Consider the following 26900-nt stretch of genomic DNA (forward strand, 5'->3'; position numbering starts at 1 on the left):
TCAATTCGCCGCACGGCGGCGGTGGCGGGATGCGCAGGCCCATGGCCGGCGCGGCGCGTTCAGCCCCCGGTGCTGTCGAGGCGGACGGTGTGCTCGACCCGGCCGCCGTAATCATTGATGGTGATGAAGCGCACCTGCTGCGTGCCCGCCGGTGCGGCGAACTCCAGGCTCTGCTTCGGCGCGACCATCGCGCCCTTGTCCTCGACGGCCTTTTCGCTGCTGCCGGTCACGGCATGCACTTCGGCCAGAGTGACGTGGAAGGGGCTCGGGTTTTCCACCCGCAGGCGGTCGCCATTGCGGGTCCAGCGCAGCGCTGCCGGTGCGTCGTTGGCGACGCCCTTCAGGCCCTGCGGCCGGTAGAAAAGCTTCAGGCGCGAACGGAACGCGACCTGCAGGTAATTCTGGTCACCACTGTCGGCGTTGTCCGGCGACGGCGGTACGTCCAGCACATTGAGCCAGAACACCGTCTCGCGATCGGTCGGCAGCTGTGCGCCGGAGAAGATCAGGCGCAGCGCCTGGCTGCGGCCCGGCTCGACGCGCGCGATCGGCGGCGTCAGCACGAACGGAGCATCACTGGTATCGGCGGTCTGGTTGGCGTCGCCACTGTCGATCCAGGCCTGGACCAGTGCGGGCGAGTCGCCCACGTTGTCGACCTGCACGGTGACTTCGCGCGCCTGTGCCGGGTAGATCACCCGCGTGCCATTGACCACCACGCCGGCCAGTGCGTTCTGGCAGAGGGGCAGCGTGAACGCTGCCAGCAGCAGCGCCCGGGGAAAGAGTGCTTTCATCGGAAGTACTACGCTCGAGGGGTGTGGCCAGGGGCCGCGGAGCACTGGCCGGCGCGTACGCCGGCCAATGCGGGTACGGCTACGATCAGTTGTAGATGATCGTGTACTTGACGCTGCTGGTGACGTCGCCCGGGGTGGCGGCGGCAGTGGCGTAGTACTCAGCGTAGTAGTTCAGGTCGGCCGAGCCGTCGGTGCCGACGGTGACCCACTGCGAGTTGGTCTGGGCCAGGCCAGCGCCGGCAGCCTTGATCGGCAGGAACTGGTTGTTCGAGCCCAGCAGCTGCAGCTGCACGTTGGTGGCAGCGTTGGCCGAGGCCTGGTTGACCAGGCGGCCGCTGTTGAAGTCGACGGTCGAACCCGGCTCGAAGTAGGTGGCGACGTTGCCGGCGCTGCACTTGGTCAGGTTGATGGCGAACGGGGTACGGCCCGCAACGGCACCGGCGGTAGCCAGGGTGTTCTTCGACACGGTCGGCAGGGTCACGGCGAAGTCCTTGCCGCCCGGGGTCGAGATGGTGCAGGTCTTGTCGGTCACCTTGCCATTGAAGGTGATGGTGCCGTCGGCGGCGTTGGCGGCCAGCGGAGCGGCGGCCAGCATCAGAGCGGCAATGAGGTTGATCTTGTGCATTCGCTTTTACCTAACCCTACTGAAGAGATGAGAAGTAGAGGAGGAAGCAAGGAGCACTGCCGGGCTAACAAGACCCATCCTTGCGTCTCACCTGTGGCCGGACTCGGACATACCTTCCCCTGAATCCGTGACGCAAGTATATGCACAACTGTGATGAAAGTCTCATTATTTTTCTGAACGCCAATTCATTGACGCCCTAAATGTGACGTGATAAGCGGAATCAGCGCCTGGGACGCGTGGAAGATTTGACGACGGGGCCGCCAGGTCGCGGACAACCGTGGATGACGCGTTGAGAGGCGCGTTCGGCAGGCGCGGAAACAGGCATTTTTCAGGCGGAAATCACCTTATTTGATGCGCATCACTCTTTCTTGGTGATGGCCCTAGCAGATTCGGATTTGTCCTATTAAAGGCGGATCGAACCTGTCGCTAACTAGGACACACCGAACCAGAGAACGTGTCATGAGGAATTCCATTCTGCTGTGTGTGGCCCTGATGTCCGTCAGTGCGCTGGCCCAGGCCAGCAGCGGCAGCATCCGTTTCAGCGGCCGCATCGCCGAGCCGGGCTGCACGACGAACCTGTCCCAGGGTGAGCTGAGCCTGGCGGCCTGCCCGCCGTCGGCCAAGGGCTCGACGGTGGAAGTGACGGCACTGGCCGATGGCCAGGCCGCGACGCTGCGCGATGGCAAGCGCCAGGGCCAGAAGCTGTCGGTGTCGGCCAGCGCGATGCGCGCCGGCGATATCGCCTTCTCCGAGCGTTACAGCGTGCAGGCTTCGAAGCAGCAGCCGCTGCAGGGCGCCTACCTGGTGGTGGTCGACTACCTGTAAGCCGACGTATTTACGCCGGCGGCAGCTCGAAGACCTGGCGCAGGTAGGCCAGGTAGCCCGGGTCGTCGCACATGCTCTTGCCCGGCGAATCGCTGAGCTTGGCCACCGGCTGGCCGTTGCAGCGGACCATCTTGATGACGATGTTGAGCGGCGTCGGGCCCAGGTCATTGGTCAGGTGGGTGCCGACGCCGAACGCGACCTGGCAGCGGCCACGGAAGTAGTCGTACAGACGCATCACCTTGGCGATGTCGAGCCCATCGCTGAACACCAGCACCTTGCTGCGCGGATCGACGCGACGCTGCTGGAAGTGCGCCAGCATGCGGTCACCCCAGTCGAACGGATCGCCGGAGTCATGGCGCACACCGTCGAACAGCTTGCAGAAGTACATGTCGAAGTCGCGCAGGAACGCATCCAGGCCGACCACGTCGGACAGCGCGATACCGAGGTCACCGCGGTACTCGCGCGCCCACGATTCCAGTGCCGCCACCTGCGAATCACGCAGGCGCGGGCCGAGCGCCTGGAACGCCTGCAGGTACTCGTGGGCCATGGTGCCGTGCGGGGTCATGCCGTACAGGCGCGCGAAGTGGACGTTGCTGGTGCCGACCAGCTGCGGGCCGAGCGCGTCGCGCAGCAGCGGCAGCAGCCGGGCATGCCAGTCGCGCGAGTAGCGGCGGCGGCTGCCATAGTCGGCGATGCGGCATTGCTCGAAACCGGGGGTATCGCGCAGCAGCGCGGCCTTGGCCTGCAACCGGCGCTCGCCTTCGGCGAAGTCGGCCGTGGTGGTGTTGCGGAACCAGACTTCGTTGATGATCGCCAGCAGCGGCACTTCAAACAGGATGGTGTGCAGCCACGGGCCGGTAATGTCCAGTTCGATCTCGCCGGGCACGGCCGTCGACGCGCGCAGCTGGATGTACTTGCGGTCGAGGTGGAACAGGCCGAGGAAATCGGCGAAATCCGGCTTCACGAAGCGCAGGCCACGCATGTAGTCCAGCTCCGCGTCGCTGAAGCGAAGGCTGCACAGGTGGTCGATTTCTTCGTCGATCTGGTCGATGTAGCGGGCCAGGTCAATGCCGGGCGTACGGCACTTGAACCGGTACTGCACCTGGGCGCCGGGGTGCTGGTGCAGCACCGCCTGCATCATGGTGAACTTGTACAGGTCGGTGTCGAGCAGGGACTGGATGATAGGCATGGAGCGGATTATGCGCCCGGCGGCGTGAACCGTGGTCGCGCCCGCCTTCCGTAGAGCCGGGCCACGCCCGGCTGGATTGTTGCCTGAGCCGAGCGTGGCCCGGCTCTACAACGACCTGCGCAGCAGGCGCGGCACCAGCATCGCCGCATGCGCCCAGATCGCGGCCCACACCGCAATGCGTACCGGCAGCGTGCGCTGCCTGGCCTCGAACTTCTGGAAGTAACGCCACAGCCCCCTGTGCTTGTGCCATTCCACGAAGAATGGCCGCGAGCGGCTGGAGACGCCGCGCACATGGGTAACCTGCAGGTCGTTGGCGATCGCCACCACCGCGCCGGCCTCGCGTGCGCGGCGGCACAGATCCAGGTCCTCGGCATGCAAGCGGTAACCCGCATCCCAGCCACCGATGCGCTCGAACAGGGTACGCGGCATCATCAGCAGCGCGCCGGACAGCGCCGGCACCGGCTGCACGGCCTGGTGTGGATCGCGCGGAACCGCCAGCTTCGAACCCTTGCCCGGCGAGCGCAGCATCAGCAGGAAATCCGGATCGCGACGGCGCACCGCTTCATCGGCGTGGCCGTGCTCGTCCACCTGCTCCACGCCCAGCAGGCAATCGCCCAGCACCTCGCCACGGCTGCGCAGTTCGGTCAGGGTGTCCGGCTCAACCATCAGGTCCGGGTTGATGAAGGCCAGCCACGGGCTGTGCGAGTCGGCCACGCCCTGGTTGTTGGCGGCGGCAAAGCCGGGATTGTCCGGATTGCCGACGAAGCGCACGCGCGGGTCATGACTGGCATGCCGCTGCACGATGTCCAGCGTGCCATCCAGCGAACCATTGTCGATCACCCGGATCTCGGCGATGTCCTGCGCCTGGCGCAGGCGCGACAGGCAGGCATCGATGGTGCTGCCACTCTGGTAGGTGACGACGATGGCGGCAATGGCTGCATTCAAACGGGAGGCTCCGGCGCGGGCGGGACGAACAGGTCGCCCTGTTCCTTCGGCATTATCGCCTGCCGCATGCGCTGCTGCAGGTCGGCACGCAGACCGTGCAGTGGATCGTGCATCAGGAAATCGGCCAGCCGCGGCACCCAGGCCGGCCAGCGTGCCGCCAGGGCCTCCAGGTCGCCATCGCGGCTGACCGCCTCTCCTGCCCGGCCGACGAACGCGGTCTCGCACAACACGTTGCGCCAGCCCAGGCCCGCCATGCGCAGGCTGAGGTCGATCAGCGCGGCATTCCAGCCGGCATAGCTGTCCACGTCCAGGCCACCGGCACGGCGGCGCGCGTTGCCACGTACCAGCACCGCGTGGGTGACTGCCGATGGCAGCTCCGGGTGAAGCGTGGGCAACGTGGCGCAGGTATGCGCCAGCAAGGCCGGGTCATGGGGTTCGGGATTGATCTCGCCCAGCCGTGGCCACGCCGCGGTCTCGCCGGCGTTGCACCAGGGCGTCGCGGTGGCGATGGCGGCATCGCGGGCGAAGGCATCCTGCAACTGCTGCAACCAACCGGGCGACGGCACGCTGTCCGGCGCCAGCACGGCCACGTCCAGGCCATCGCAGGCGCGGAGCATTTCGTCCAGATGGGCAACCTCGCCCAGCGGGCGCGCGCGCCGGGTGTATTCGGCCTGCAACGGCGTATGCGCCAACCAGTGCTCGACCACGGCCTGCGCACGCGGCCCTGCCTGCGCGTCATCGGCCAGCCAGACCGCAGTGCCCGGCGCGGTGCCGGCATCCAGTGCGGCCAGGCAGCGGTCCAGCGCGGCATCGTCCACGCACAGCGGCAACAACACGATCGCCCCCATCCCGCCTCCGTGGTTGTCGGTGGTCACAGCGTAGCACTGGGAGGGTATCGGCCGGGTTGCACCCGGCACCCGCAGAGGCCAGAGCCAGAGCCAGAGCCGAAGCAACAGCCGGAGCAAAAGCTGGGTTCCTGGGGGGATGGCGGGGTGGGTCCGGTTGCGGGGGACGCCGTAAATACGTCCCTGTAGGCTCGGTCGCCGCATCCATGCGGCTCACGCCCCCACAACCGGACCCACCCCGCCTTCGACAGTTTTCCGCGATCTGTCGGCCCTACCTTCTGTAGAGCCGAGCCATGCTCGGCTCAGATGTTTCGGATCTCGAAATATTCGATTTCGATGGAGAGTCATCCACGCATGGCGTGGATCGTGTCGACCAAGGTCGACACCTACCAACAGCAGCAGGAAACTGTCGAAGGCGGGGCACTGTGGGTTTGCGGGGTGTGAGCCGCATGGATGCGGCGACCAAGCCTACATGGACGTATTCACGGCGTCCCCGCAAACCCACAGTGCCCCGCCATCCCTCAGTAAACCCGCTGTTGCTGTTGCTGTTGCCGTTGCTCCAGCTTCAGCCTCTGCGGGTGCCGGGCGCAGCCCGGCCGTAACCCCCTTACTTCTTCGCGCGCGGCTGGTTCAGCGGCTCCATCGCGCGGAAGCGCTGGCTGTACTCATCGGTCAGGTTGCGCGATTCCTGGTTGTTGCGGACGATGGTCGGGGTCAGCAGCACGATCACCTCCGAACGACGGCTGGTGCGGGTCTTCTGCCCGAACAACGCACCGACCACCGGGATCCTGCTCAGGCCCGGAATGCCGCTGCTGCCATCGGTGGCCGAGTCGGTGATCAGGCCCGCCAGCATGATGGTGTCGCCGCTCTGTACCGCCGCTTCGGTGGACAGCTTCTTGGTCGAGATGCGCGGATTGCAGTTGCGCTCATTCGGGTTGCAGGCGTCCGGCACGTCGGAGGCGCTGCTGACCTCCTGCACGATATCCAGGAACACCGTGCCATCGCGGGTCACGCGCGGGCGCACCTTGAGGATCACGCCCGTGTCGATGTACTGCACCGAGCTGTAGGTGCTGGTGCCCACGCCGGTGTTCACCGTGGTGGTGTTGATCGGCACCTTGTCGCCAACGTTGAGTGTGGCCTCGGCGTTGTTGCGCACGAACACCGACGGTGTCTGCAGCAGGCGCAGGTCGGTGACCTTGTCCAGCGCGCTGACCACGGCGGCCGCGTTGTGGCCGGTGAACGCCCAGCCCACGCCGTCGTTGCCGGTGACACCGCCGGCGAAGGTATTCCACGAACCGCCCGCTGCCGGCGGCAGGGTCAGGCCCGCCAGTGCGCCGGTCAGCGCGCGACCGGCCACGGCGTTGTCGAAGAACCAGTTCACGCCGTACTTCAGGTCACCGGTCAGCGCGACTTCGGCCACCTGTGCCTCGATGTGCACCTGCAGCGGCATCACGTCCAGCTTCTCGATCACCTCGCGGATCGAGCGCCAGGCCTGCGGGGTCGAGCGCACCAGCAGGGTGTTGGTCTCCTCCACCGCCGACACGCCGACGCGGTCGCCCTCCACTTCCAGGCTGACACTGACGTTGCCGGGCTGGCGCTGCGGCAGGTTCAGGCTGCCGTTGCTGCTGCCACTGCCACTGCTCCCGCCCAGCGTCGAGCCAAGGGTGCTGCTGTTGTTGTCCATGCCACGATCGCCGTCACTGCCCAGCTGCGACGGGATGGCGCCCGGCGCCAGCGAGGCCGGGCTGGAGGCGCCGCGGTTGCCACTGCTGGCGAAGGCCTCGCTGAGGCGCTCGGCCAGGTCGCGTGCCTTGATGTAGCGCAGCTCGTAGGAGAACAGGCGGGCGCTGCCACCTGCGGTGTCGATGCGATCCAGCCACTGCTGGATCTGGTCCAGGTAACGTACCTGCGGCGTGATCACCAGCACGGCGTTGGCGTTCTCCAGCGGCAGGAAACGGAACATGCCAGCACTGGGCGTCTTGCTCTCTTCGCCGAATACCTTTTCCAGGTCGGCCGCGACCTGCTCAGCCTTGCCCGACTGGATCGGGAACACGCCCACCGACATGCCCGACAACCAGTCGACGTCGAAGATCTCGACGGTGCGCAGGTAGTTTTCCAGTTCTGCGCGCGTACCACCGAGGGTGATCACGTTGCGGCCGCTGTCCACATTGACGATGGCGTTGGGACGCGCATACGGCTCCAGCACCTTCTTCATCTCGGTGGCGGAGATGAACTGCAGCGGGACCACGCGGACCTCGAAGCCGCGTGCGCTGGCCGCCGGCGCGGTGCTCGGCGCGACCGTGCCGGCCAGCGCCTGGTCGGCGGCGACGATGTTGTAGCGGCCGCCGCTGTAGACCATGCGCGCGTTGTTCCAGCCCAGCACCATCTCCAGCAGGTTCAGCGCCTGCGCCGGCGAGACCGGCTTGGGCGTGGCCAGGGTCACCGTGCCCTGCACGCCCGGTGCAATCACGTAGTTCTGGCCAAGCATGTCGCCAAGGATGGCCTTGACCACCGCATGCAGCGATTCGCCTTCGAAGTTGAAGGTGGCCTCGCCGGTGCTGGCGCCATGCAGCGCCGGTGCCGGTGCGCGCGCGGCCTCACGGTTGATCATGGTGCCGGTGCCGCGACGGATCACCGCCTGCGGTGCGCCCTGGCTCTCGCGGGCGGCATCAGCGGCGACGTCGGCCGCTTGGCCGGCAGCGGCGCTGGGCGACAGGTTGCCGTTGCGCTGCACGTGCGGCGCGGACACCGTACTGCAGCCGACCAGCAGCGCGAGGGCAAAGGACCAGGGAAGAAAACGCAGGTTCATGCATTCACTCTATCGGTTGGTGCCATCGCCCGGGGGCGGCGACGGTTGTTGCTGCTGTTGCTGCAGCTGGCGGCGGCGGGCCTGGATGCGTTCGCGGATGGCCTGCATCTGCGCTTCGCTGGGACCGTTGTTGTTGGCCGGTGGTGTTTTTGCAGCTGACGCCGCAGGTGTGGGGGCATTGCCGGCGGGCGGCGTCGGTGGGGTGGCCGCGACCGGGGACGGCGCCGGCGGAGCACCCGCCGAAGGCGGCACAACGATCGCACCTGCAGGCGGTACACCGTTGGCACCGCGCAGCACCGTCGGCGGCTCGCCGCCCTGGCCGTTGAACACGGCCAGTTCCAGGACCTGGTTGCCACCGGGGCCGATCACCGTCGCCTGGCGCGGCTGCAGCGCGACCAGCTGCCAGCCATCCACGGCTTCGCCGTTGAGACGCAGGCGCAGCGAGCGGTTCTGTTCGGTGGTGAAGGTGGCCATGCCGAAATCGCCGGTCAGCAGCACGCCGGTCAGGCGCAACGCGGCACTGGCCGCCGGTTCGCTGCCCCCCAGCAGATAGGGCCGCGGCCTGCGGTCTTCGGCGAACAGCGGGCGCTCTCCGATCGCGCTGTAGCTGTCGGCGCTGGCCATGCGCTCTGCAGCCAGCGGCGGCAACGATGGCAGCGATGGCGCGGCGTCGGCATCACCGTCGGCGCCCGGCAGCTGGCTGCCCAGCCCGAAGACGGTTGCCAGCCAGACCGCCGCCGCCCAGCCGGCCAGTGCCAGCAGGAAGCCGGTACGCAGGCTGATCTGCTCAAGCTTCATCGGCCACCTCCTGCCCTTCGGACGGGGGCGCCGGCTGGGGCGCCGGCGTGGCCTCGGCCGGCGAAGCAGCCGGCGTCGGCGCTGCAGCGGGCGCTGGTACCGTGCCATCGGCGGCGGCGCCTGGCAGCAGATAGCCGGCCAGCTCGAAGGACACATCCAGGCCCAGCCCCGATTCGTTCGGCGATTGCTGGAAGCGCTGCGCGATCAGGTTGAGGTTGTCGACGAACAGGCGGGGGCTGCCGGTTTCGAGGCTGTGCAGCACGGTGGCCAGTTCGGCCACGCCGCAGCGCAGGCGCACCTGCATGGCGACGCGCACGAACTCGGCATCGCGCCGGTTGTCGGTCAGCGGCGTGCGGTTGCTGATGGTGCAGCTGCGGTTGCCCGGGCTGGCCATCGCTACCGCATCCTGCAGCCGGGCGCCCAATGCAGCGGCGGCAGCTTCGGCGGTGGCTTCGCGCAGGAAGCCTGGCCGCTGCTGCAGTGCCTCGCGGGTAGCGCGAAGGCGCTGTTCGATCTGCGGCTGCTGCTGCAGCTGCGCCTGCACGCGCGACTCGCGTTCGCGCAGGGCGGCGACATCGGCGTCGATCGCACGCAGCGGCTGGGTAAACCAGGGGTGCACCAACAGCAGATAGGCCAGGCCCAGCACTGCCAGCAGCAGTGCCAGCGCCAACCAGCGATCACGGCGTGCGCTTGGCATCGGCATCGGCCGCCTCCGGGGTCGGTGCTGCGGCCGGCAACGGCTGCAGTTCGGCAGTCATGGTGAAGCGATCGCGGCCACTGGCCGCGCCATCGGCCTGCAGCACCCCGGTCAGGTTGACCTTGCGCCACTGCGGTGCATCCTGCAGCAGCTGCACCAGCTGCGATGCCTCGCGGCTCAGGCCGATCAGCTGCAGGTTGTTGTTCTCGATCGCCAGCTTTTCCAGGTAGGTACCTTCCGGCAGGCGCCGGGTCAGTTCGTTCCAGATCTCCACCGTACCGGCGCGCTGGCTGCGCTGCTTCTCAAGGAATGCAGCACCATCGATCAGCGCCTGCAGCTGCGCGCGTTCGCTGGCCACGCCACGCGCGCTGCGCGCGCTGCGCTCGACCTGCGCACGCAGTTCGTCGGCGGCGGCCTGGCGGTTGTCCAGCAGCTGCACCGCGGCCAGTACCAGCATCACGACGGATGCCACTGCCAGCAGCAGGTTCCAGCGCCGCATCGGGTCTGGCCGCAATTGGCGCTGCGCGGGCGGCAGCAGGTTCACCTGCAACACGTTGCCCTGCGCATCGATGGCATCGACGCCGGCCAGCGCATCGGCCCATTGGCCCACCCGCGTGCGCCATGCTTCCAGCTGCCGCAGTGGCCACGCTACCAGTTCGACCTGCAACTGCCCTTCGCCGCCCGCGCCGAGTTCACGCACGTCATAGCTGACCTGGGACGCTTCGAACGGGGTCTGCCGGTCGATTTCGAAACCGACCACGGCACGCAGGCGGTCGGCCGCCGCGGCGGGCAGGCGCAGCGTGCGCCGCAACACATCCGCCGCGGGCAGCAGCCACACCCGGGGCAGGCTGCGCAGGCGCGGCTCGAGTACGCGGTCCAGTTCCACCGGCGACAGCGGCCACGGCAGGCGCGCCACCACTTCGCGGCGTTCACCGGCCTCACGCCAGACCTGCAGCTGGTCGCTCTCAGGCTGCAGCAACAGGCGGGCCTGGCCCCAGCCCAACGCCCATTGCCAGCGCACCGGTACCCAGGCCAGCAGCGACTGCCGCCACCAGCGCAGGAAACGGCCAGCGCCCGGGCCGATCCGGCCCTGCACCTGCCGCAGACTGTCCTGCCACGCCGTCATCTTGCTGTCATTCCCTGCTCCCAGCGAAGCACTGTGTAGGTCCGCCCGGGAACGCCGCCCGAGCCACTGCGTATCACTGCCTGCAACACCGACCTGCGTCCACTGCTGTCGATGGCAGCGGACTCGATACTATAGGTGCCGCTGCTGCTGGCAAGCGTTGTCGTACCGCCAGCGGAATCTGCATCACGCTCCTGCTGGGCGCGCTGCGCCAGCACGGTATCCGCATCCAGGCCCAGTGCGGTCAGCACCGGTGCGCTGGCGAACTGGGGATCCGGCCGCGCCTGGCGGCTGTACAGGGTCAGGTGCGGCAACATCGCCCGGTACAGCGTGCCGCGCATGCCCAGCACGCGCTGCAGCTCGCCCAGGGTCTCGAACCGCTTGTTGCGTGGGCCATAGGGCAACCCGGCTGCGGCGTAGTCCTGCGCTTCGGCACCACCGCCCGGCTGCAGCAGGCTGTCCTCGTCACGCCAGTCGATGATGGCCCCGGCCAGCTGCCGGGCCTGTGCATCGTCTTCACCCAGTGCCTTGAGGAAGGCGGCCAGCAGCGCGACATCGGCCAGGTTCAGGTTGATCTTGCCGTTCTCGTCCAGCACCTTGATCTCGATGCTGGCGTCGTCGAACTGCCAGCGATAGGTCCGGCCATCGGCACGCCAGGGCGCGCGCTGCGGATCGGCCGACAGGCGCAGCAGTGCATACTCGAGGCCGGCACGCGCACGTTCCTGCCCGCGTGCATCGTCATCCAGCACGCGCTGCTGCAGGTGTTCGACCCGTGCGCTCAGCGCGAATGCGCCGACCAGCGCGGTCATCAACGCGATCAGCCACAGCACCAGCACCAGTGCCGCCCCACCCTGACGCCTCATCGCGCGCCTCCGCTGCCACCGGCGCGCAGCGCCACCACCAGCGGCGGCCACGGCGCACCCCGGGCCGGCGCGATCTGGATCTCCACCAGCATCGGCAGGCGGCGGGTGTCGTCCCAGCGCGGCATCCAGTCAGTCACCTGCCCGGTGCTGGCATCGATACCCCGATAGCGCAGCTGCACCGACTTCAGGTTTTCCACCAGCACCTCGGGCGGGCGCGGCGGGTTCTCGGCGATGCGCTCGCCTTCCTGCAACAGCACCAGCTCCAGCAGCAGGCGCTGTCGGCCATCGCGTCCGTCGACCTGCAGCGCGTGCAGGTAGGGTCCGCCACGGCCGAGGTAGCCGGGCAGATCGGCGGCGAACAGCATGCGCTGCTCTTCGCCCTGGAAGAAGACCGGCTCGCGGGTGGGATCCGGAACTTCCAGCGGCGTGCGCAGCGCAGCCGCCAGCTGCCTGCGCAGCAACGATTCCACCGCGCGCATGCGTTCGCTTTCGGCGGCGATCTGCTCGCCGCGCTGGCTGACCGCCATCGCCGAGCGCACGCTGGCAAAGGCCAACGCCAGGCCGCCGGCCAGCAGCACGGTGGCCAGCATCACTTCGACCAGGGTGAACCCTGCGGCGCGGCGCCTCACCGGGCATTCTCCAGGTCGGGCGGCAACAGACGCAGGCTGCGCCAGCGCAGCTGCTCGCGTTCGCTGTCGCCCCAGCGCACCTGCAACTGCAGCTCCGCCAGCCATGCAGTACCCGGTGACGTCGCCTGCCCGACAGTGCCGGCGCGGGGCTCCACCCACGGCTGAACCTGCAGTTCCCAGTGATAGCGCCCCTGTTCCCAGTCACCCTGTTGGCTGCCCACCTGCAGCGGTGTGTCGACACCGGCTTCGGCCAGCAACGACTGGGCGTGCAGCACCGCGCGCGTGCGCAACTCGGCATCGCGCACCTGTTTTGCGCCGCCGGACAGGCTGCCCAGCAGCAGGGTCAACGCCAGGCCCAGCAGGGCGAAGGCGATGATCACTTCCAGCAGGGTGAAGCCACGCGCGCGCCGCTTCATTGCGCCCGCCAGGGGCCGGAGCGGACCTCGCCAGTGAGCCAGCCGACGTCGACGCGCCATTCGGCGCCGTCGCGCTGCAACCGGATGCGGCCACCGCTGGAGCCACCATCGGGATGAAATTCGATCACACCCTGCCCCGGCGCGGTGGCCAGCTGTGCGGCACCTTCGAACTGCACCTGCAGCTGTGCGGGCACCTCACCGTGGCGCTGGTTGGCGCCTTCCCAGCGCCGCCGCGCCGGCTCGATGACGAAGCGCTGCGGTTCACCGCGGGCGATCGCCTGCGCGCGCACCATGCGCAGCTGGCTGGCGATGTCCTTGCCTGCGCTGCGTAGCTGCATGCCGGCGAAGCCGCGCGACAGACCGGCGGCAGTGATCAGGCCGATCGCCGCGATCAGTGCGATCACCAGCAGCATTTCCAGCAGCGACAGTCCCGCCGCGCGCCTGCCGTGCAGGCGCGGGTGGGGCAACCGGCGCGGCAGGAAATACGTCATGCGCGGTTACGGCTGGTAGCGGATGTCAGCGTCGACGCTGCTGCCGCCGGCCTTGCCATCCTTGCCCAGGCTGACCAGCTCATACGGCTGGCCTTCGCCCGGTGCGCGGTATTCCAGGGCGTGGCCCCACGGGTCGTTCAGGTCGGCCGGCTTGGCGTACGGGCCGAGCCAGCCGCCAACACCTGCCGGTGCGGTCACCAGGTCATTGAGCGAGCCGGGCAGCTTGCCGGTGTCGATCTGGTAGTTGTCGATCTTGGACGCCACGGTCTGCACCTGCGCCTTGGCGATGTTGGCCTTGCCACGGTCGGCACCGCCCAGCACACGGCTGGCGACCAGGGTCAGCACCGCGCCGATCAGCACGATGACGATGATGATTTCCAGCAGGCTCATGCCCGACTGGTTGCGCGCGGCAGTGAAGGAAAGGCGGATCGGTCGGCGACGGGCAATCATGGACGGTCCTTTCAGTTGCGGAGTGTCGGGGTTGCAGGGAGTGCCATCGTCAACCGATGGCATTGGTCAGGTCGTACAGCGGCACCAGCACGGCGACGATCACCGCGCCCACCACCGAGGCCAGCACCAGGGTGATCGCCGGCACCATCGCCGCCAGCAGGCGGTCGATGCGCCGGGCACTATCCTGTTCGAAGGTGTCGGCGGCCTTCAGCAGCATGGTATCGAGGGCGCCGGATTCCTCGCCGACCTGGATCATCTGCAGGGCGAGGCGCGGGAAGCGCTTGCCGCGCGACAGTGCCAGCGACAGGCCGGCACCATTTTTCACTTCATCGGCGGCCGCTTCCACGTCGGCGGCCAGCGCGCGGTTGCCCAGTACGTTGCGGGCGATGCCCAGCGCGCCCAGCAGCGGCACCCCATTGCGCAGCAGGGTGCCCAGCGTGCGCGCCAGGCGCGCGGTTTCCAGTTCACCGACGAGACGGCCGATGCCACGGCGCTGCAGCAGCCAGCCATCCAGCGCCAGCCGGAACGCGGGTTGCCGCGCCTTGCGCTCGAAGAACAGCGCCACCAGCGCCGGCACCACCAGCAGCAGCACCCACCAGTCGCGCACGAACAGGCCCAGCTGCAGCACCGCATTGGTGAACCACGGCAGCGCCACGTCCAGGCTCTCGTACATCTGCGCGAACTGTGGCACCACATAGCCAAGCAGGAACAGCAGCGCGCCGCCCACCACCACCAGCAGGATGGCCGGGTAGACCAGTGCGTTGATGACCTTGCCCTGCAGCGCGCGGCTGCGCTCGAGGTAGTCGGCCAGGCGTTGCAGGGTTTCATGCAGGCTGCCACCGGCTTCGCCGGCGCGCACCATGTTCACGTACAGCCGCGAGAACAGCCCATGCTGGCGTTCCAGCGCGGTGGACAGCGGTGCACCGCCGCGCACCACGTCGCGGATGTCGGTGATCGCGCGGCGCGATCGTTCGTCCTCGGGCAACCCCAGCAGGATCGACAGCGCGCGGTCCAGCGGCTGGCCGGCACCGAGCAGGGTCGCCAGCTGCTGGGTGAACTGCAGCAATGCAGCGCCCTGCAACGGGCGCTGCTGCAGCAGGTTGCGCCAGCTGCTGCCGCCGATCGCGCCGGCGTCGGCCAGCTGCGTCTCCATCGGCAGGTGGCCCTGGTCCTGCAGGCGCGCGATCAGCTCGGCCTCGCTGGCCGCCTCCATCTGCCCGTCGAAGACCTCACCGTGCGGATTGAGCGCCTTGTAGCGGTAGTTCGGCATGTCAGCCCCGGCGTCCTGCACGCATCAGCTTTCCTCGGTCACGCGCAGCACTTCCTCGATGGTGGTCTGTCCGCTCAACGCCTTGGACAGGCCATCCTCGTACATGGTGCGCATGCCGGCTTCGCGGGCGATGCGCTCGATCTCGCCCATGCCATCGCGACGCATCACCGCACGCCGCAGCGCATCGTTCATCACCAGGAATTCCATGATGGTGGTACGCCCCAGGTAGCCGGTCGGCGCCAGCGCCGAGGGCTTCGGACGGTAAAGGTGGATCGGTCCCTCCGGCTGCAGGCGGCGCAGCTCGAAGCGTTCGATCTCCTCTGGCGAGGCTGCGTAGCGTTCGGCATGGGTCGGCTCCAGCCGGCGCACCAGGCGCTGGGCGAGGATGCCGTTGATGGTCGAGGTGAGCAGGTAATCCTCCACGCCCATGTCGAGCAGGCGGGTGATGCCACCGGCCGCATTGTTGGTGTGCAGGGTGGACAGCACCAGGTGGCCGGTCAATGCCGACTGGATGGCGATGCGCGCGGTTTCCAGGTCGCGCATTTCACCGATCATGATGATGTCCGGATCCTGGCGGACGATGCTGCGCAGCGCGTTGGCGAAATCCAGGCCGATCTGCGGCTTGGCCTGGATCTGGTTGATGCCCTCGATCTGGTATTCGACCGGATCTTCCACCGTGATGATCTTGACGTCGGCGGTGTTGAGCTGGCTCAGCGCGGTGTACAGCGTGGTGGTCTTGCCCGAGCCGGTCGGGCCGGTCACCAGCAGGATGCCGTGCGGCTGTTCCAGTACCTTGCGGAACTGCGGCAGGAAGGCGTCGGTGAAGCCGAGCCGGTGGAAATCGAAGACCACCGTTTCACGGTCCAGCAGGCGCATCACCACGCTTTCGCCATGCGCGGTGGGCACGGTACTCACGCGAAGGTCCAGCTCCTTGCCCTGCACGCGCAGCATGATGCGGCCGTCCTGCGGCAGGCGGCGCTCGGCGATGTTGAGCCGGGCCATGATCTTGATGCGGCTGATCACCGCGGCGGTGAGGTTGGCCGGCGGGCTTTCGCCCTCCACCAGCACGCCATCGACCCGGTAGCGGACCTTCAACCGGCTCTCGAACGGTTCTACATGGATATCCGAAGCGCGCAGTTCCACCGCACGCTGGATCACCAGGTTGACCAGACGGATCACCGGCGCTTCCGAAGCGAGGTCGCGCAGGTGCTCGATATCGTCGACCGCGCCGCCCTCGCCATCGGCGGTTTCCACGATCGCGCCCATCGCGCTGCGGCCCTGGCCGAACCAGCGCTCGACCAGGTCATCGATCTCCGCGCGCATGCCCAGCACTGGTGTCACCGGAACCCCCAGCGCCAACTGCACGGCCTGCTGCGGATAGGCATCGTGGGCATCGGCCAGCCACAGACGCACCCCGTGTTCATTCAGCTCCAGCGGGCACACATGGAACTGCTTCAGGAAACGCAGCGACAGCGGCAGTCCCTCGGCCAGCGCCTGCGGCGGGGCCTCCGGCACCTGTTTGCCCTCCAGCAGCGGCAGGCCCAGCACCTCGGCGCTGGCCTGTGCCTGGTCGCGTTCAGACACCAGGCCCAGGCGCACCAGCAGGCCCAGCAGGCTGCCGCCGGCCTCGGCGTGCAGCGGCCACGCGCGCGCCAGGTCTCCTTCCTTGAGCCGGCCGCGTGCCAGCAGCGCATCCAGGATGCGGCCTTCGGCATCGTCGGTAACGGTTGCAGCGAGCGCGTTCACGTGACTCTCCTGTCAATCGGACCGACTTTAGCAGTTAAGCCATGATTTCCGCCGCCCTGCGGCCAGCTTTCGTAAAAAGACGAAGCCCGTCACACAGGATGACGGGCCTCGGCCGTTCAACTACGACACGTCAGGCTTACTGCGTGGCGAGGATGCTCACGCCGTTGTAGGCCGCTTCGCCCACCACCTTGATGTAGTAGGTGCCTGCCACCGGCTTGTTCACCCGTACCGTTTCGGACGTGCCGGGACGGGTCGACTTGCCATCGTTGTCGCTGGCGCTCGGCTCGCGTCCCTGGGCGATGTAGACCGACACGTTGCCGGTGCCACCGTAGGTGATCACACTGAGCTGCTTGCCAGCGGCTGCCTCGAAGCTGTACAGGCGGCTGCTGCCGGCCGTACCGTTCAGGCCCCCCACGGCGGCCTTGTTGGTCAGCGGCGTCGCCACCGGCCCGCAGTTCTCGGTGCACGGCTCTTCCAGTGCCTTGGCCAGCGCCGCCTTGGCATCGACGATGCCGGTGCCGATCGGGGTGGCGGTCGGGATGCTGACCGGGAACGGGCGCGCGGTTTCCTTCAGCAGTGCGCGCATCGCGGCGGGGGCCAGCGGGTCCTTGCCCTTGGCGATCAGCGCGCTCTGCACCAGTGCAGCGACGGCAGCCACGTGCGGCGAGGCCATCGACGTGCCGCCCATGCCCATGTAGCTGTAGCTGCCCGACTCCGGCGTGGTGGCCGCATCGGAACCGGACTGCCAGACGTAGCCGCCGGGATTGCCATCGACGCTGCCGCCCCCCCCCGGACCGGACAGGTCCACGCGGGTGCCGTAGTTGGAGTAGTAGGTGATGCCGCCGGTGATGCGGGTGGCACCGACGGTCACCACGCCATCGCAACTGGCCGGACGGTACTTGGAAGCGTTGTCGGTCTCGTTGCCGGCCGCCACGACCACGGTGGTGCCACGCGAGATCGCGCCATTGATCGCATCCTGGTAGGTTCCGTCACAGCTGCCGCTTCCACCCAGGCTCATGTTGATGATCTCGGCCGGGTTGGCATTGGCGGGCACGCCCGCCACGGTGCCGCCGGAGGCCCAGGTGATGGCGTCGGCGATATCGGAAAGGTAGCCACCGCACTTGCCGAGCACGCGGACCGGCAGCACCTTGGCCTTGTGCGCGACACCGGCCATGCCGACGCCGTTGTTGGTCTGCTCGGCCACTGTGCCGGCCACATGGGTACCGTGCCAGGAGCTGTCCTCCGCGACGGAGCCGGTGTAGCACTCGTTGTCGTTCTCGACCCAGTCGCCATAGTCCTGCGCGCCCGGCACGCGATCGTTGGTGGCACGGCGCGACGTCTCGGCATCGCTGATGAAGTCGTAGCCTTCCAGCAGGTTGCCGACCAGGTCCGGGTGCTGCGGCAGGATGCCGGTGTCGAGCACGGCTACCACCACGCCCTCGCCCTGCGATACATCCCACGCCGACGGTGCGTTGATGCCACCGGTGGCGTTGTGCAGGTGCCACTGGTACTGCTGGTAGTACGGATCGTTCGGCGCCAGCGCCGGCTGCACGTCACCGGCGCGCAGCTCGGTGCGGCGCAGCTTCACGTCGGCTTCGGCGTACTGCACGGCCGGGTCGGCCTTCAGTTCCTTCAGCACGCGCTGCAGTTCCGCAGGCGCCAGGCGCCCCTGCAGGCGGATCACATCGGCGCCGACGCCGAGCCGGCGCACGACCTGCGGGCCCAGCGTGCTGGCGCGGGCGGTGCCACCGGACAGGCTGGCGCGGGTCAGCGCGGACTGCACGGTGGACAGCTTGGCCGAACGGTCGCCCGCCGCAGCGGTGCCGGCACGATACTTGACGATGATGCGCTCGGCGCCCGGCTCGGCGGTGCTGGCCTGGCGCACCGGTTCACGGGTCGGCAACCCGGCGGCGTGGACGGCACCCACCGCGGTCATCGACAGCACGGCGGCGGCAAGCACATTGATGCGAAGGTTCTGCTTCTTGATCACGTCGAAATTCCTCTTCTGGGTCATGGATCAAACCAACACTGCGGCCATCATTCCTTGACGACTCCCGGCCGGCCCAGCCGGGATTGCCGTGACCTCCCCCCAGGCCCTGATTGCAGGTTTGGCGCCGGCGTGGGTGGCCGCCGGCGCAGTGGTTTGGCTTACCAGCCGAAGCCGGCACCGACGCCAACCGAGCTGTCGTCGCTGCTGAAGGCACCGCCGAAGGTGACCGTGGCGCGATCGCTGATCGCACGCTGATAGCCCAGCGACAACGCCGACTCGCCGCCCTGGAAACCGATGCCGACGCCGACCCGGTTCTGGGTGCGGATACCGGCGGCACTGGTGGCCATGTTGAGCATCGCCGCACTCATCGCACCCTGGCGGTCGATGCGACGATCCATGTGGCGCAGGCGCCCGTCGATCTCGCCCTTGAACACATCGAAGCTGTCGGCGACGGCCTGGACACGGCTGTCGGTGTAGCTGTTGGCGGTGGCCATGCCACGATCCAGCTGGCCCTTGTTGACGGCGTCGGTGGCGGTGGTGCCGGCGGCGACGTTGGTGACCTGGCGTTCGTTGCCTTCGCTACCGACCGACACGGTGTTGGCACGATCGGCAACCGAGCCCTGGCCCAAAGCCACCGCGTTGGCAGCCGTGGCACTGGCGCCCTGCCCGATGGCGGTGGACGAGGCGCCACTGGCCACTGCGCCTTCACCCATGGCGACGGCGTTGAAGCCCGTGGCCGGGGTGCCAACCGGAATCCCGGCACCGGCGGCGGCAGCCGTCGGCGTGCCCTGCACGCGTGCGGTGCTGGCCGGTGCCGCGTCGGCGGTGGCCGGTGCGTCGGCGACGCTGGCCAGTGCGCTTTCATCCAGCGAGGCACTCATCGAACGCAGGCTGGCCGTTCCCGAACGCGTGCCTCCGGCGGTGCGGCGATCGATCTCGCTGACCTTGCGGTCCAGCGCACCGAGCGCATCGCCGACGTTGCTGTACGTCGCGCCCTGGATCACGTAGTTCGGCGCCACGAACACACCCTGCATGCCAACGCTGGCGCCACCGCCGAGGAAGCTGGCGGCATCACTGAGCGACTGGAACAACTGCCCGCCATTGATCGCCTGGCGGCTGCCGGCGGCGATGCTGCCGGCACCGACGTTGTCGATGGTGGTGCCCTGGAAGCCGGACAGGGTCAGGCGATCACGGCTGGCGTCGTCATAGCCGACTGCACTGGCCGCCGTGGTCTCGACCGTAGCGATGCGCGAATCGAAATCACCCACGCGGGTTTCCACTGCGCCCACGCGCTGGTTGGTGACGTTGAGCTGTGACCCGGTGACCGCATCGGTGCTGCCGGCAGCGATGCGGCCGTCGGCCACATTGACGATGCGCCGCGTGGCCGGGCCGTCGGTGCCATTGCCGCCGCCGACCGACACCACGTTGGCATCGAGCGCACGCGAGCCCGCACCCAGCGCCACCGAGTTCGCACCGGATGCGCCGGCACTGTTGCCCAGCGCAAGCGCACCGTTGCCGATGGCCATGGCGTTGGCACCCAGCGCATTGCTGCGTGCACCACTGGCAGTGGCGGCCGAACCGACCGCAGCGGCATCGCTGCCGCTGGCACTGGCGGTACCCGCACCAGTGGCCTTGACGTAGCGTGCGGTGCCATCGGCGGTCGCCGCGACCGCATCGAGCTGGCCGCGATTGACTGCGTCGGTGCGCTCGGTACCGGCGGCGACACGGGTGATCTGACGATCACTGGTGCTGCTGCCCACTGACACGGTATTGGCACGATCAGCCACCGAGCCGGCACCCAGTGCGATGCTGCCGGCCGCCGACGCATTGGCGCTGACACCCACCGCGGTGGCATTCGCACCGGTGGCCTTGCTGCCGTAGCCGACCGCCGTACCAAGCCGGCCACTGGCTTCGGCATAGCTGCCCAGCGCGGAGGCACCGTCAGCCGAGGCGTTGGCGCGGAAGCCGCTGGCCTGCGACTGCGTGCCGCTGGCCGTGGCCTGCGCACCACTGGCGGTGCTGTAGGCACCCTTGGCCTGGGCACCGGCGCCGCTGGCGCTGGCACCGAGTTCGCTGGCGCTGGCACCGCTACCCACCGCCACGCTATCGACACCACTGGCCTGCGCGTTGTTGCCCAGTGCCGCCGCGTTGCTGCCGGTCGCCAGGGCATCGAAGCCTACCGCCGTGGCGTTGACGGCCATGGCGTTGGCTCCGCTGCCCAGCGCGGTGGCGCCGTTGCCGACGGCGTTGGCCGCGTTGCCGGCGGCCAGTGCGTTGTCGCCGTCGACCAGGGCACCGGCTTCGCCATCGGCGTTGCCGCTGGCCTGGAACTGCCGGGCAGTCCTGTCGGCAACGCTGGCAACCGCGTCCAGCTGGCCCTTGTTCACCGCGTCGGTGGCCTCGGTGCCCGCCGCCACATGCGTCACCTGGCGCTCACCGCCCGCGGTGCCCACGGCCACGGTATTGTCGCGCTCGGCCTTGGAGCCGGCGCCCAGCGCCACGCTGTTCAACCCACTGGCGGTGGCACTGGCGCCCAGTGCCGTGGCATCTGCCGCATCCGCCCACGAATTCCAGCCGATCGCGGTGGCGTAATCTTCGGTCGCCCAGGCGCCGGCACCGAAGGCCGCCGCGCCGGTGCCGCTGGCGCGCGACGGGATCAGGCCGAAGAAGGTGCTGCCACCGATGGCCACGCTCTCAGCGCCACTGGCTTCGCTGGACTGGCCGACCGCAACGGCACCGCTGCCGGCCGCGGCGGCGCCGAAGCCCACTGCCGTGGTGTTGGCACCGCTGGCCGCCGAGCCGTAGCCCAACGCGGTCCCGAGGCGACCGCTGGCTTCAGCATAGCCACCGACCGCGGTGGTGCCATCGGCGGAGGCGGCACTGCGGAAGCCACTGGCCAGTGCCTGCGTGCCGCTGGCGTTGGATTCGGTGCCGGTCGCGGTGCTGTACGCACCACTGGCCTGTGCACGCGCACCCGCGGCGCTGGCACCCAGCTCGCTGGCACTGGCGCCGGTACCGAGCGCAAGGCTGTCTTCGCCGGTGGCCTGTGCGGTACTGCCCAGTGCTGCGGCGTTGTTGCCGGTGGCCAGCGCATCGATGCCGACCGCCGTGGCGTTGGCCGCCAGTGCATTGGCGCCGCTGCCGAGTGCAGTGGCACCGTTGCCGATGGCGTTGGCAGCATCACCGGCCGCCAGCGCGTTGTCGCCCTCGACCAGGGCGCCGGTTTCACCATCGGCGTTGCCACTGGCCTGGAACTGCCTGCTGGTCTTTTCCGCTGCAGCCGCTACTGCGTCGAGCTGGTTCTTGTTGACCGCATCAGTGCCCTGCGTGCCAGCGGCCACGTTGGTGATCTGGCGGGTATTGCCACCACCGCCCACCGACACGGTGTTGTCGCGGTCCGCGATCGAATCGGCGCCCAGCGCCACGCTGTTGGCCGCGCGCGATTCGGCGGCGTTGCCCAGTGCGGTGCTGTTGATGCCACCGGACCAGGCGCCACCACCGACGGCGGTGGAGTAATTGCCCGATGCTTCGGTGGCCAGCACGCCGAACAGCGAACCGCCGACGGCGACGCTGTTGGTGCCGGTGGCCAGGCTGCCCTGGCCGGTGGCGGTGCTGTAGGCACCCGACGCCTCGGAGTCGCCGCCCAGCGCCACGCTGTTGGAACCGGAGGCATTGGCGAAGTTGCCGAAGGCGGTGGCATTGAACGCCGAGGCCTGCGCATAGCCACCGATGGCGGTGCTGTAGCCACCGGTCGCTTCTGCGCCGATGCCGAACGCTGCCGACGCGGTGCCGCTGGCGACGCTCTCGCTGCCGACCGCGGTGGAGCCGCTACCGCTGGCGTTGCTGAAGTAGCCCACCGCCACGGCTTCCTCGCCGGAGGCTTCGGACAACACACCGTTGGCGGTACTGCCGGCACCACTGGCGATGCTGGCGGCACCGAACGCCGCGCTCTGCTCGCCGCTGGCTTCGCTTTCCGCACCCTGCGCGGTGGCGTACTCACCGGTCGCCTGGGCGTTGGCACCGACAGCGCTGGCGTTGGCGGCGCTGGCCAGCGCGTTGAAACCGATCGCCTGCGCGTTGTTGGCCAGCGCGTTGGCACCACTGCCGAGCGCGGTGGCGCCGTTGCCGATGGCGTTGGCCGCATCACCGGCGGCCAGCGCGTTGTCACCCTCCACCAGCGCACCGGCTACGTCGTCGCCGCTGCCACTGGCTTGGAAGAAGCGGCTGGTGGTGGTGGCGGTACTCGCGACCGCATCCAGCTGTGCCTTGTTCACCGCGTCCGTGGCTTGGGTACCGGCAGCGACGTTGGTGATCTGCCGCTCGTTGCCGCTGCTGCCCACCGACACCGTGCGTGCACGGCTGGCAACCGAACCGGCACCGAGCGCGACAGCATTGCTGGCGCTGGCGTTGCTGCCGGCGCCCAACGCAATCGCACTTTCACCACCGGCCACCGTGTTGGTGCCGATGGCAATGCTGTTGAGGCTGTTGCCCAGCGCCTGGAAGCCCAGTGCCACGCTGTTGTCGCCATAACCGAATGCGCCGCGACCGACGGCGGTGGAGCTGGCACCATTGGCCCAGCTGTTGTAACCGATGGAGGTCGCACCACTGCCGCTGGCCCAGGCCGCGTTGCCGAATGCCGAGGCATTGGTGGCGGTGGCCCACGCACCCGAACCGAACGCTGCTGCGCCACTGGCCGTCGCCCAGCTGTAACCACCGACAGCGGTGCTGTCATCGCTGCTGGCGAAGGCGCTGTCACCGACCGCGACCGCATAGCTGCCGGTGGCGCGCGACTTTCCGCCTGCCGCGAAGCTGTTGTCGCCACTGGCCTTGGCGGCATTGCCGAAGGCGCTGCTGGCAGCCCCGGTGGCCTGTGCACCGCTGCCGACCGCCGTGGCATCGGCAGCCGCCGTGGTGCCCACCTGCTGCGCCTTGCCGTCGGCGCCGATGATCGGCTGGTTGTACTCATCGTAGGCCTGCCCGAGGCCACCGATGGCAACACCGCCGTTGCCGGTGGCGCTGCTGTTGCGACCCACCGCCACGCTGTCATCACCGATCGCCGACGCGGCAGCGCCATGTGCAACCGCGCCGGCGCCAATCGCATTGCTCGACGAACCGGCCGCGACCGCGCCTTCGCCCTCGGCGAACGCACCGGCATCACTGCCCGCTTCGGGCTGTGCCTGGAAGAAGCGCGCGGTGCCGTCGGCGGTGCTTGCCACAGCGTCCAGCTGCGCCTTGTTCACTGCATCCGTCGCCTGCGTACCCGCGGCCACGCTGACGATCTGGCGTTCATTGCCATTGGTGCCCACGGCCACCGTATTGGCCCGATTGGAGCCCGAATAGGCGCCCAGCGCGACACTGTTTTCGGCGCCAGCGGTGGCGTAGTAACCGATGGCCGTGCTGTCCTTGCCGATGGCCCAGGTCTGCGCGCCCAGTGCACTGGCGTTGTCGCCTGCGGCATAAGCGAAGTAACCCAGCGCGGTGGATTCCGCGCCCACCGCTTCGGTGAAGCTGCCGTTGGCCAACGAGCGGTCACCACTGGCGACCGCACCGCCGCCTACCGCGGTGGAGGACACACCGCTGGCCCGCGTCTGCACATACAGGCCCATGCCCGGCACGATGTCGGCCGGGCCACCAATGGCGACGCTGCCGGCGCCGGTGGCGCTGCTCTGCGTTCCCAGGGCGGTAGCGTTGCTGCCACTGGCGGTGGCCGCCGCGCCGAAGGCCGCGCTGCCCTGCCCCGAAGCCAGTGCATTGCTGCCGACGGCAGTGGCGCTCTGCGCGATGGCAACGGCGCCCGCTCCCAGTGCACTGCTGCCATTGCCGATCGCGTTGGCCGCCTCGCCGGCGGCCAGCGCGTCTTCGCCTTCGGCCAGCGCACCGGCCTCGCTGTTGCTGCTGCCGGTGGCCTGGAAGTGCTTGGCGGTGGCATCGGCCACGGCAGAGACGCCCTTCAACTGGGCCAGATTGACCGCATCGGTGGCTTCACTGCCCGCGGCAACGCTGGTGATCTGCCGTTCGTTGCCGGCGCTGCCGACCGCTACGCTGTTGGCACGGACAGCTTCGGAGTTCGCGCCCAGTGCAACGCTGTTGGCACCGCGAGCGGTGGCGTAATAACCGACGGCGGTACTCTGCGCGCCGCTGGCCCAGGTCTGCGCACCGAGCGCGCTGGCATTCTCACCCGGGGCGTAAGCGAAGTAGCCGACGGCGGTGGATTCCGCACCGGACGCTTCGGTCAGGCTGCCGTTGGCCAGCGCACGATCACCGCTGGCGATGGCACCGGCGCCGACGGCCGTCGCCGCTTCGCCGCTGGCCTGGGTCTGCACGAAGAAGCCCAGGCCCGGAATCAGGTCGGCCGGGCCACCGATGGCGACGCTGCTGGTACCGGTGGCGGTGCTCTGCGTACCCAGTGCGGTGGAGTAGTCACCGATGGCATTGGCGACCGCACCGAAGGCGGACGACTGCGCACCGGCGGCATACGCGCCAACGCCGTAGGACGACGCCGCAAATCCACTGGCTTCGGCACTGGCACCGACTGCAGTGCCACCGACGCCTGCGCTGGTGGCGCCGGTTTCGACCGGCACGCCACCACTGGTGATCAGCGGATTGCCATCGGCATCCACCGCAGCACCACCGACGGCGACGCTGCCCGGGCCGTTCGCCTGTGCGTTGTTGCCGAACGCGGCGCTGTTCTGGCCCGACGCCAGCGCGTTGTTGCCGACGGCGGTGGCGTTCTGCGCAACGGCCGTGGCACCGGCACCCACGGCGGTGGTGCCATTGCCGATGGCGTTGGCCGCCTCGCCGGCCGCCAGTGCCTCGTCACCTTCGGCCAGCGCGCCCGCATCGCTGTTGCGGCTGCCCGTGGCCTGGAAGTGCTTGGCGGTGGCATCGGCCACGGCAGCCACGTCCTTCAACTGGCCGACATTGACCGCGTCGGTATCTTCAGTACCCGCCGCGACGCTGGTGATCTGCCGGGTCAGGCCATATTCGGCGGCGCCGACCGACACGGTGTCGATACGGTCGGCCAGCGAGCCGGCGCCGAGCGCCACGCTGCCGGTGGCAACCGCCGCCGAGTTTGACCCCAGCGCGGCGCTGTACTCACCCACGGCGGTGCTGAACGCACCCACCGCGATCGATGCTTCATTGGCGGCGGTGGCGCCGCGGCCCAGTGCGGTACTGCCCGGGCCCATCGCCACGGCACCGCCACCCACGGCAGTGGCGCCATCGGCAGTGGCTTCGGACAACGCGCCCAGGGCGGTGGCCGCGCCATTCTCGCTTGCGGCATAGGCACTGGCGCCGACGGCGGTGTCACCAAGACCGAACGCGGCAGCACTCTGCCCGACCACCACGCTGGCGTCACCGATTGCCAATGCGCCCTGGCCGAACGCGCTGGCGCCCAGGCCGGCGGCAATCGCCTGGGTACCGATGGCGGTGGTGGCATTGGCCAACGACTGCGCACCGGCGCCCGCTGCAACCGCGCCCTGCCCGTCGATCTTCGCCGCGTCGCTGTCATCACCTGCGCCATCGGCCTTGAAATAGCGGCTTCCATCTGCGGCGACGTCCGCCAGCGCGGCCTGCGTGGCGCGCGCCTGCGCATCCAGCTGTGACTTGTTCACCGCATCGGTGGCCTGGGTGCCTGCAGCCACGTTGGTGATCTGCCGTTCCTTGCCGGCATCGCCAACGGACACCGTGTTGGCGCGGGTGGCCCTGGAGCCTGCGCCCAGCGCCACGCTGTTGGCGGCAGTGGCGCTGCTGTTGCTGCCGATCGCCACCGCGTTGCTGCCCTTGGCACTGGCGGAGCCTTCCACCAGGCATTTTTCCAGCAGCTTGCCGCTGAATGCCACGCAGGTGGCGCTGCCGCCGATCTGCACCGACTGTGCAATGGCGGAACCGCTCATGCCCAATCCCAATACCAGGCCCAGTGCCACCGCCAACAGCGCGGGCGTGGCCGATGTCGTATCGCGGCGCTGGTCGACAACACCACCGCTGCTGTCGGAGGAGGCCAGTTCCGAGGCCACCACCAACTGACCCAATGCTTTGTTCCAGACCTTGCGATAAATCCGATTCATCGGTACGGCTCCTGATTGGACTGGTTTTGGGCAAAGCAACGCCACCGCCGGGCCTTCTGGCCCAACGTCCCCTGGGGGCGTTTTTTCGCGTGATTTACTGCGGGGTATTGCCGAACGGCGCGCAGCGACAGAAAACCGAGCACGTACGCCGAGCGGTTACTGCGGAATGAATGGTTCTGAAACGGGGTTCAAGTGTTAACGGCAACTTTGCAGATCGTCAAGACTTTGACACGACAAATGCTATTGCCGTGAAGCAGTTCACCATTTCGCGTGTTTATAAAAGTATTTTGTTAGGTACACGTGACGGACCGCTGGCGCATGAAAACCGATGTAAC

The 26900-nt window shown here is 68.6% G+C and carries 19 protein-coding genes; 1 reads left to right on the forward strand and 18 read right to left on the reverse strand.

Going from position 1 to position 26900, the window contains the following annotated elements:
• Window positions 1-59: 59 nt before the first annotated feature.
• Entirely contained in the window at window positions 60-788 is a 729-nt protein-coding gene (locus AC2A1N_RS00630; protein ID WP_061478428.1) for a fimbrial biogenesis chaperone, read from the reverse strand.
• 85 nt (window positions 789-873) lie between these two features.
• The gene (locus AC2A1N_RS00635; RefSeq protein ID WP_005415238.1) at window positions 874-1413 is read right to left on the reverse strand and encodes a fimbrial protein; all 540 of its coding nucleotides are present in this window, start codon (window positions 1411-1413) and stop codon (window positions 874-876) included.
• Window positions 1414-1872: 459 nt separating this feature from the next.
• On the opposite strand from AC2A1N_RS00635, the gene AC2A1N_RS00640 reads away from it, so the two are divergent.
• Entirely contained in the window at window positions 1873-2238 is a 366-nt protein-coding gene (locus AC2A1N_RS00640) for a hypothetical protein (RefSeq protein WP_049414538.1), read from the forward strand.
• A gap of 10 nt (window positions 2239-2248) precedes the next feature.
• Here the strand turns inward: AC2A1N_RS00640 and pncB are convergent, their stop codons facing one another.
• The 16 genes from pncB to AC2A1N_RS00720 all read right to left on the reverse strand — a co-directional run bounded on the left by pncB (window position 2249) and on the right by AC2A1N_RS00720 (window position 26565).
• Entirely contained in the window at window positions 2249-3427 is a 1179-nt protein-coding gene (gene pncB, locus AC2A1N_RS00645; protein ID WP_005415236.1) for a nicotinate phosphoribosyltransferase, read from the reverse strand.
• Window positions 3428-3532: 105 nt separating this feature from the next.
• Complete coding sequence (locus AC2A1N_RS00650) at window positions 3533-4372, reverse strand: glycosyltransferase family 2 protein (RefSeq protein WP_484371246.1); 840 nt, start codon at window positions 4370-4372, stop codon at window positions 3533-3535.
• Complete coding sequence (locus AC2A1N_RS00655) at window positions 4369-5220, reverse strand: glycosyltransferase family 2 protein (RefSeq protein ID WP_061478430.1); 852 nt, start codon at window positions 5218-5220, stop codon at window positions 4369-4371. Before AC2A1N_RS00655 ends, AC2A1N_RS00650 begins: the two co-directional genes overlap by 4 nt.
• Before the next feature lie 604 nt (window positions 5221-5824).
• Complete coding sequence (gspD, locus tag AC2A1N_RS00660; RefSeq protein ID WP_484371249.1) at window positions 5825-8026, reverse strand: type II secretion system secretin GspD; 2202 nt, start codon at window positions 8024-8026, stop codon at window positions 5825-5827.
• Between the two features lie 9 nt (window positions 8027-8035).
• A complete protein-coding gene (locus tag AC2A1N_RS00665; RefSeq protein WP_072168888.1) occupies window positions 8036-8824 on the reverse strand; it encodes a general secretion pathway protein GspN in 789 nt (262 codons plus the stop codon).
• Window positions 8814-9527, reverse strand: coding sequence for a type II secretion system protein GspM (gene gspM / locus AC2A1N_RS00670; protein WP_061478433.1), 714 nt, complete (start codon window positions 9525-9527; stop codon window positions 8814-8816). The genes AC2A1N_RS00665 and gspM overlap by 11 nt, the downstream gene beginning before the upstream one ends.
• Window positions 9502-10647 (reverse strand): PilN domain-containing protein, encoded by a 1146-nt coding sequence (locus AC2A1N_RS00675; RefSeq protein WP_049438311.1) that lies wholly within the window; start codon window positions 10645-10647, stop codon window positions 9502-9504. Before AC2A1N_RS00675 ends, gspM begins: the two co-directional genes overlap by 26 nt.
• On the reverse strand, window positions 10644-11507 hold the full coding sequence (locus AC2A1N_RS00680; RefSeq protein ID WP_484371251.1) for a type II secretion system minor pseudopilin: 864 nt from the start codon (window positions 11505-11507) through the stop codon (window positions 10644-10646). Before AC2A1N_RS00680 ends, AC2A1N_RS00675 begins: the two co-directional genes overlap by 4 nt.
• The gene (locus AC2A1N_RS00685; RefSeq protein ID WP_180866655.1) at window positions 11504-12136 is read right to left on the reverse strand and encodes a type II secretion system protein J; all 633 of its coding nucleotides are present in this window, start codon (window positions 12134-12136) and stop codon (window positions 11504-11506) included. Before AC2A1N_RS00685 ends, AC2A1N_RS00680 begins: the two co-directional genes overlap by 4 nt.
• Entirely contained in the window at window positions 12133-12552 is a 420-nt protein-coding gene (xpsI, locus tag AC2A1N_RS00690) for a type II secretion system protein XpsI (RefSeq protein WP_061478437.1), read from the reverse strand. Before xpsI ends, AC2A1N_RS00685 begins: the two co-directional genes overlap by 4 nt.
• Complete coding sequence (gene xpsH, locus AC2A1N_RS00695; RefSeq protein ID WP_049417201.1) at window positions 12549-13043, reverse strand: type II secretion system protein XpsH; 495 nt, start codon at window positions 13041-13043, stop codon at window positions 12549-12551. The genes xpsI and xpsH overlap by 4 nt, the downstream gene beginning before the upstream one ends.
• A 6-nt stretch (window positions 13044-13049) precedes the next feature.
• A complete protein-coding gene (gene gspG, locus AC2A1N_RS00700) occupies window positions 13050-13493 on the reverse strand; it encodes a type II secretion system major pseudopilin GspG (protein ID WP_005415225.1) in 444 nt (147 codons plus the stop codon).
• A 49-nt stretch (window positions 13494-13542) separates the two neighbouring features.
• Window positions 13543-14763 (reverse strand): type II secretion system protein XpsF, encoded by a 1221-nt coding sequence (gene xpsF, locus AC2A1N_RS00705; protein ID WP_061478439.1) that lies wholly within the window; start codon window positions 14761-14763, stop codon window positions 13543-13545.
• A gap of 24 nt (window positions 14764-14787) precedes the next feature.
• On the reverse strand, window positions 14788-16509 hold the full coding sequence (gspE, locus tag AC2A1N_RS00710; protein ID WP_242891096.1) for a type II secretion system ATPase GspE: 1722 nt from the start codon (window positions 16507-16509) through the stop codon (window positions 14788-14790).
• A 136-nt stretch (window positions 16510-16645) separates the two neighbouring features.
• The gene (locus tag AC2A1N_RS00715; protein WP_242891106.1) at window positions 16646-18499 is read right to left on the reverse strand and encodes a S8 family peptidase; all 1854 of its coding nucleotides are present in this window, start codon (window positions 18497-18499) and stop codon (window positions 16646-16648) included.
• A 158-nt stretch (window positions 18500-18657) separates the two neighbouring features.
• A complete protein-coding gene (locus tag AC2A1N_RS00720; protein WP_242891098.1) occupies window positions 18658-26565 on the reverse strand; it encodes an ESPR-type extended signal peptide-containing protein in 7908 nt (2635 codons plus the stop codon).
• Window positions 26566-26900 lie beyond the last annotated feature (335 nt).

The organism is Stenotrophomonas maltophilia group sp. SKK55, from assembly GCF_057179845.1.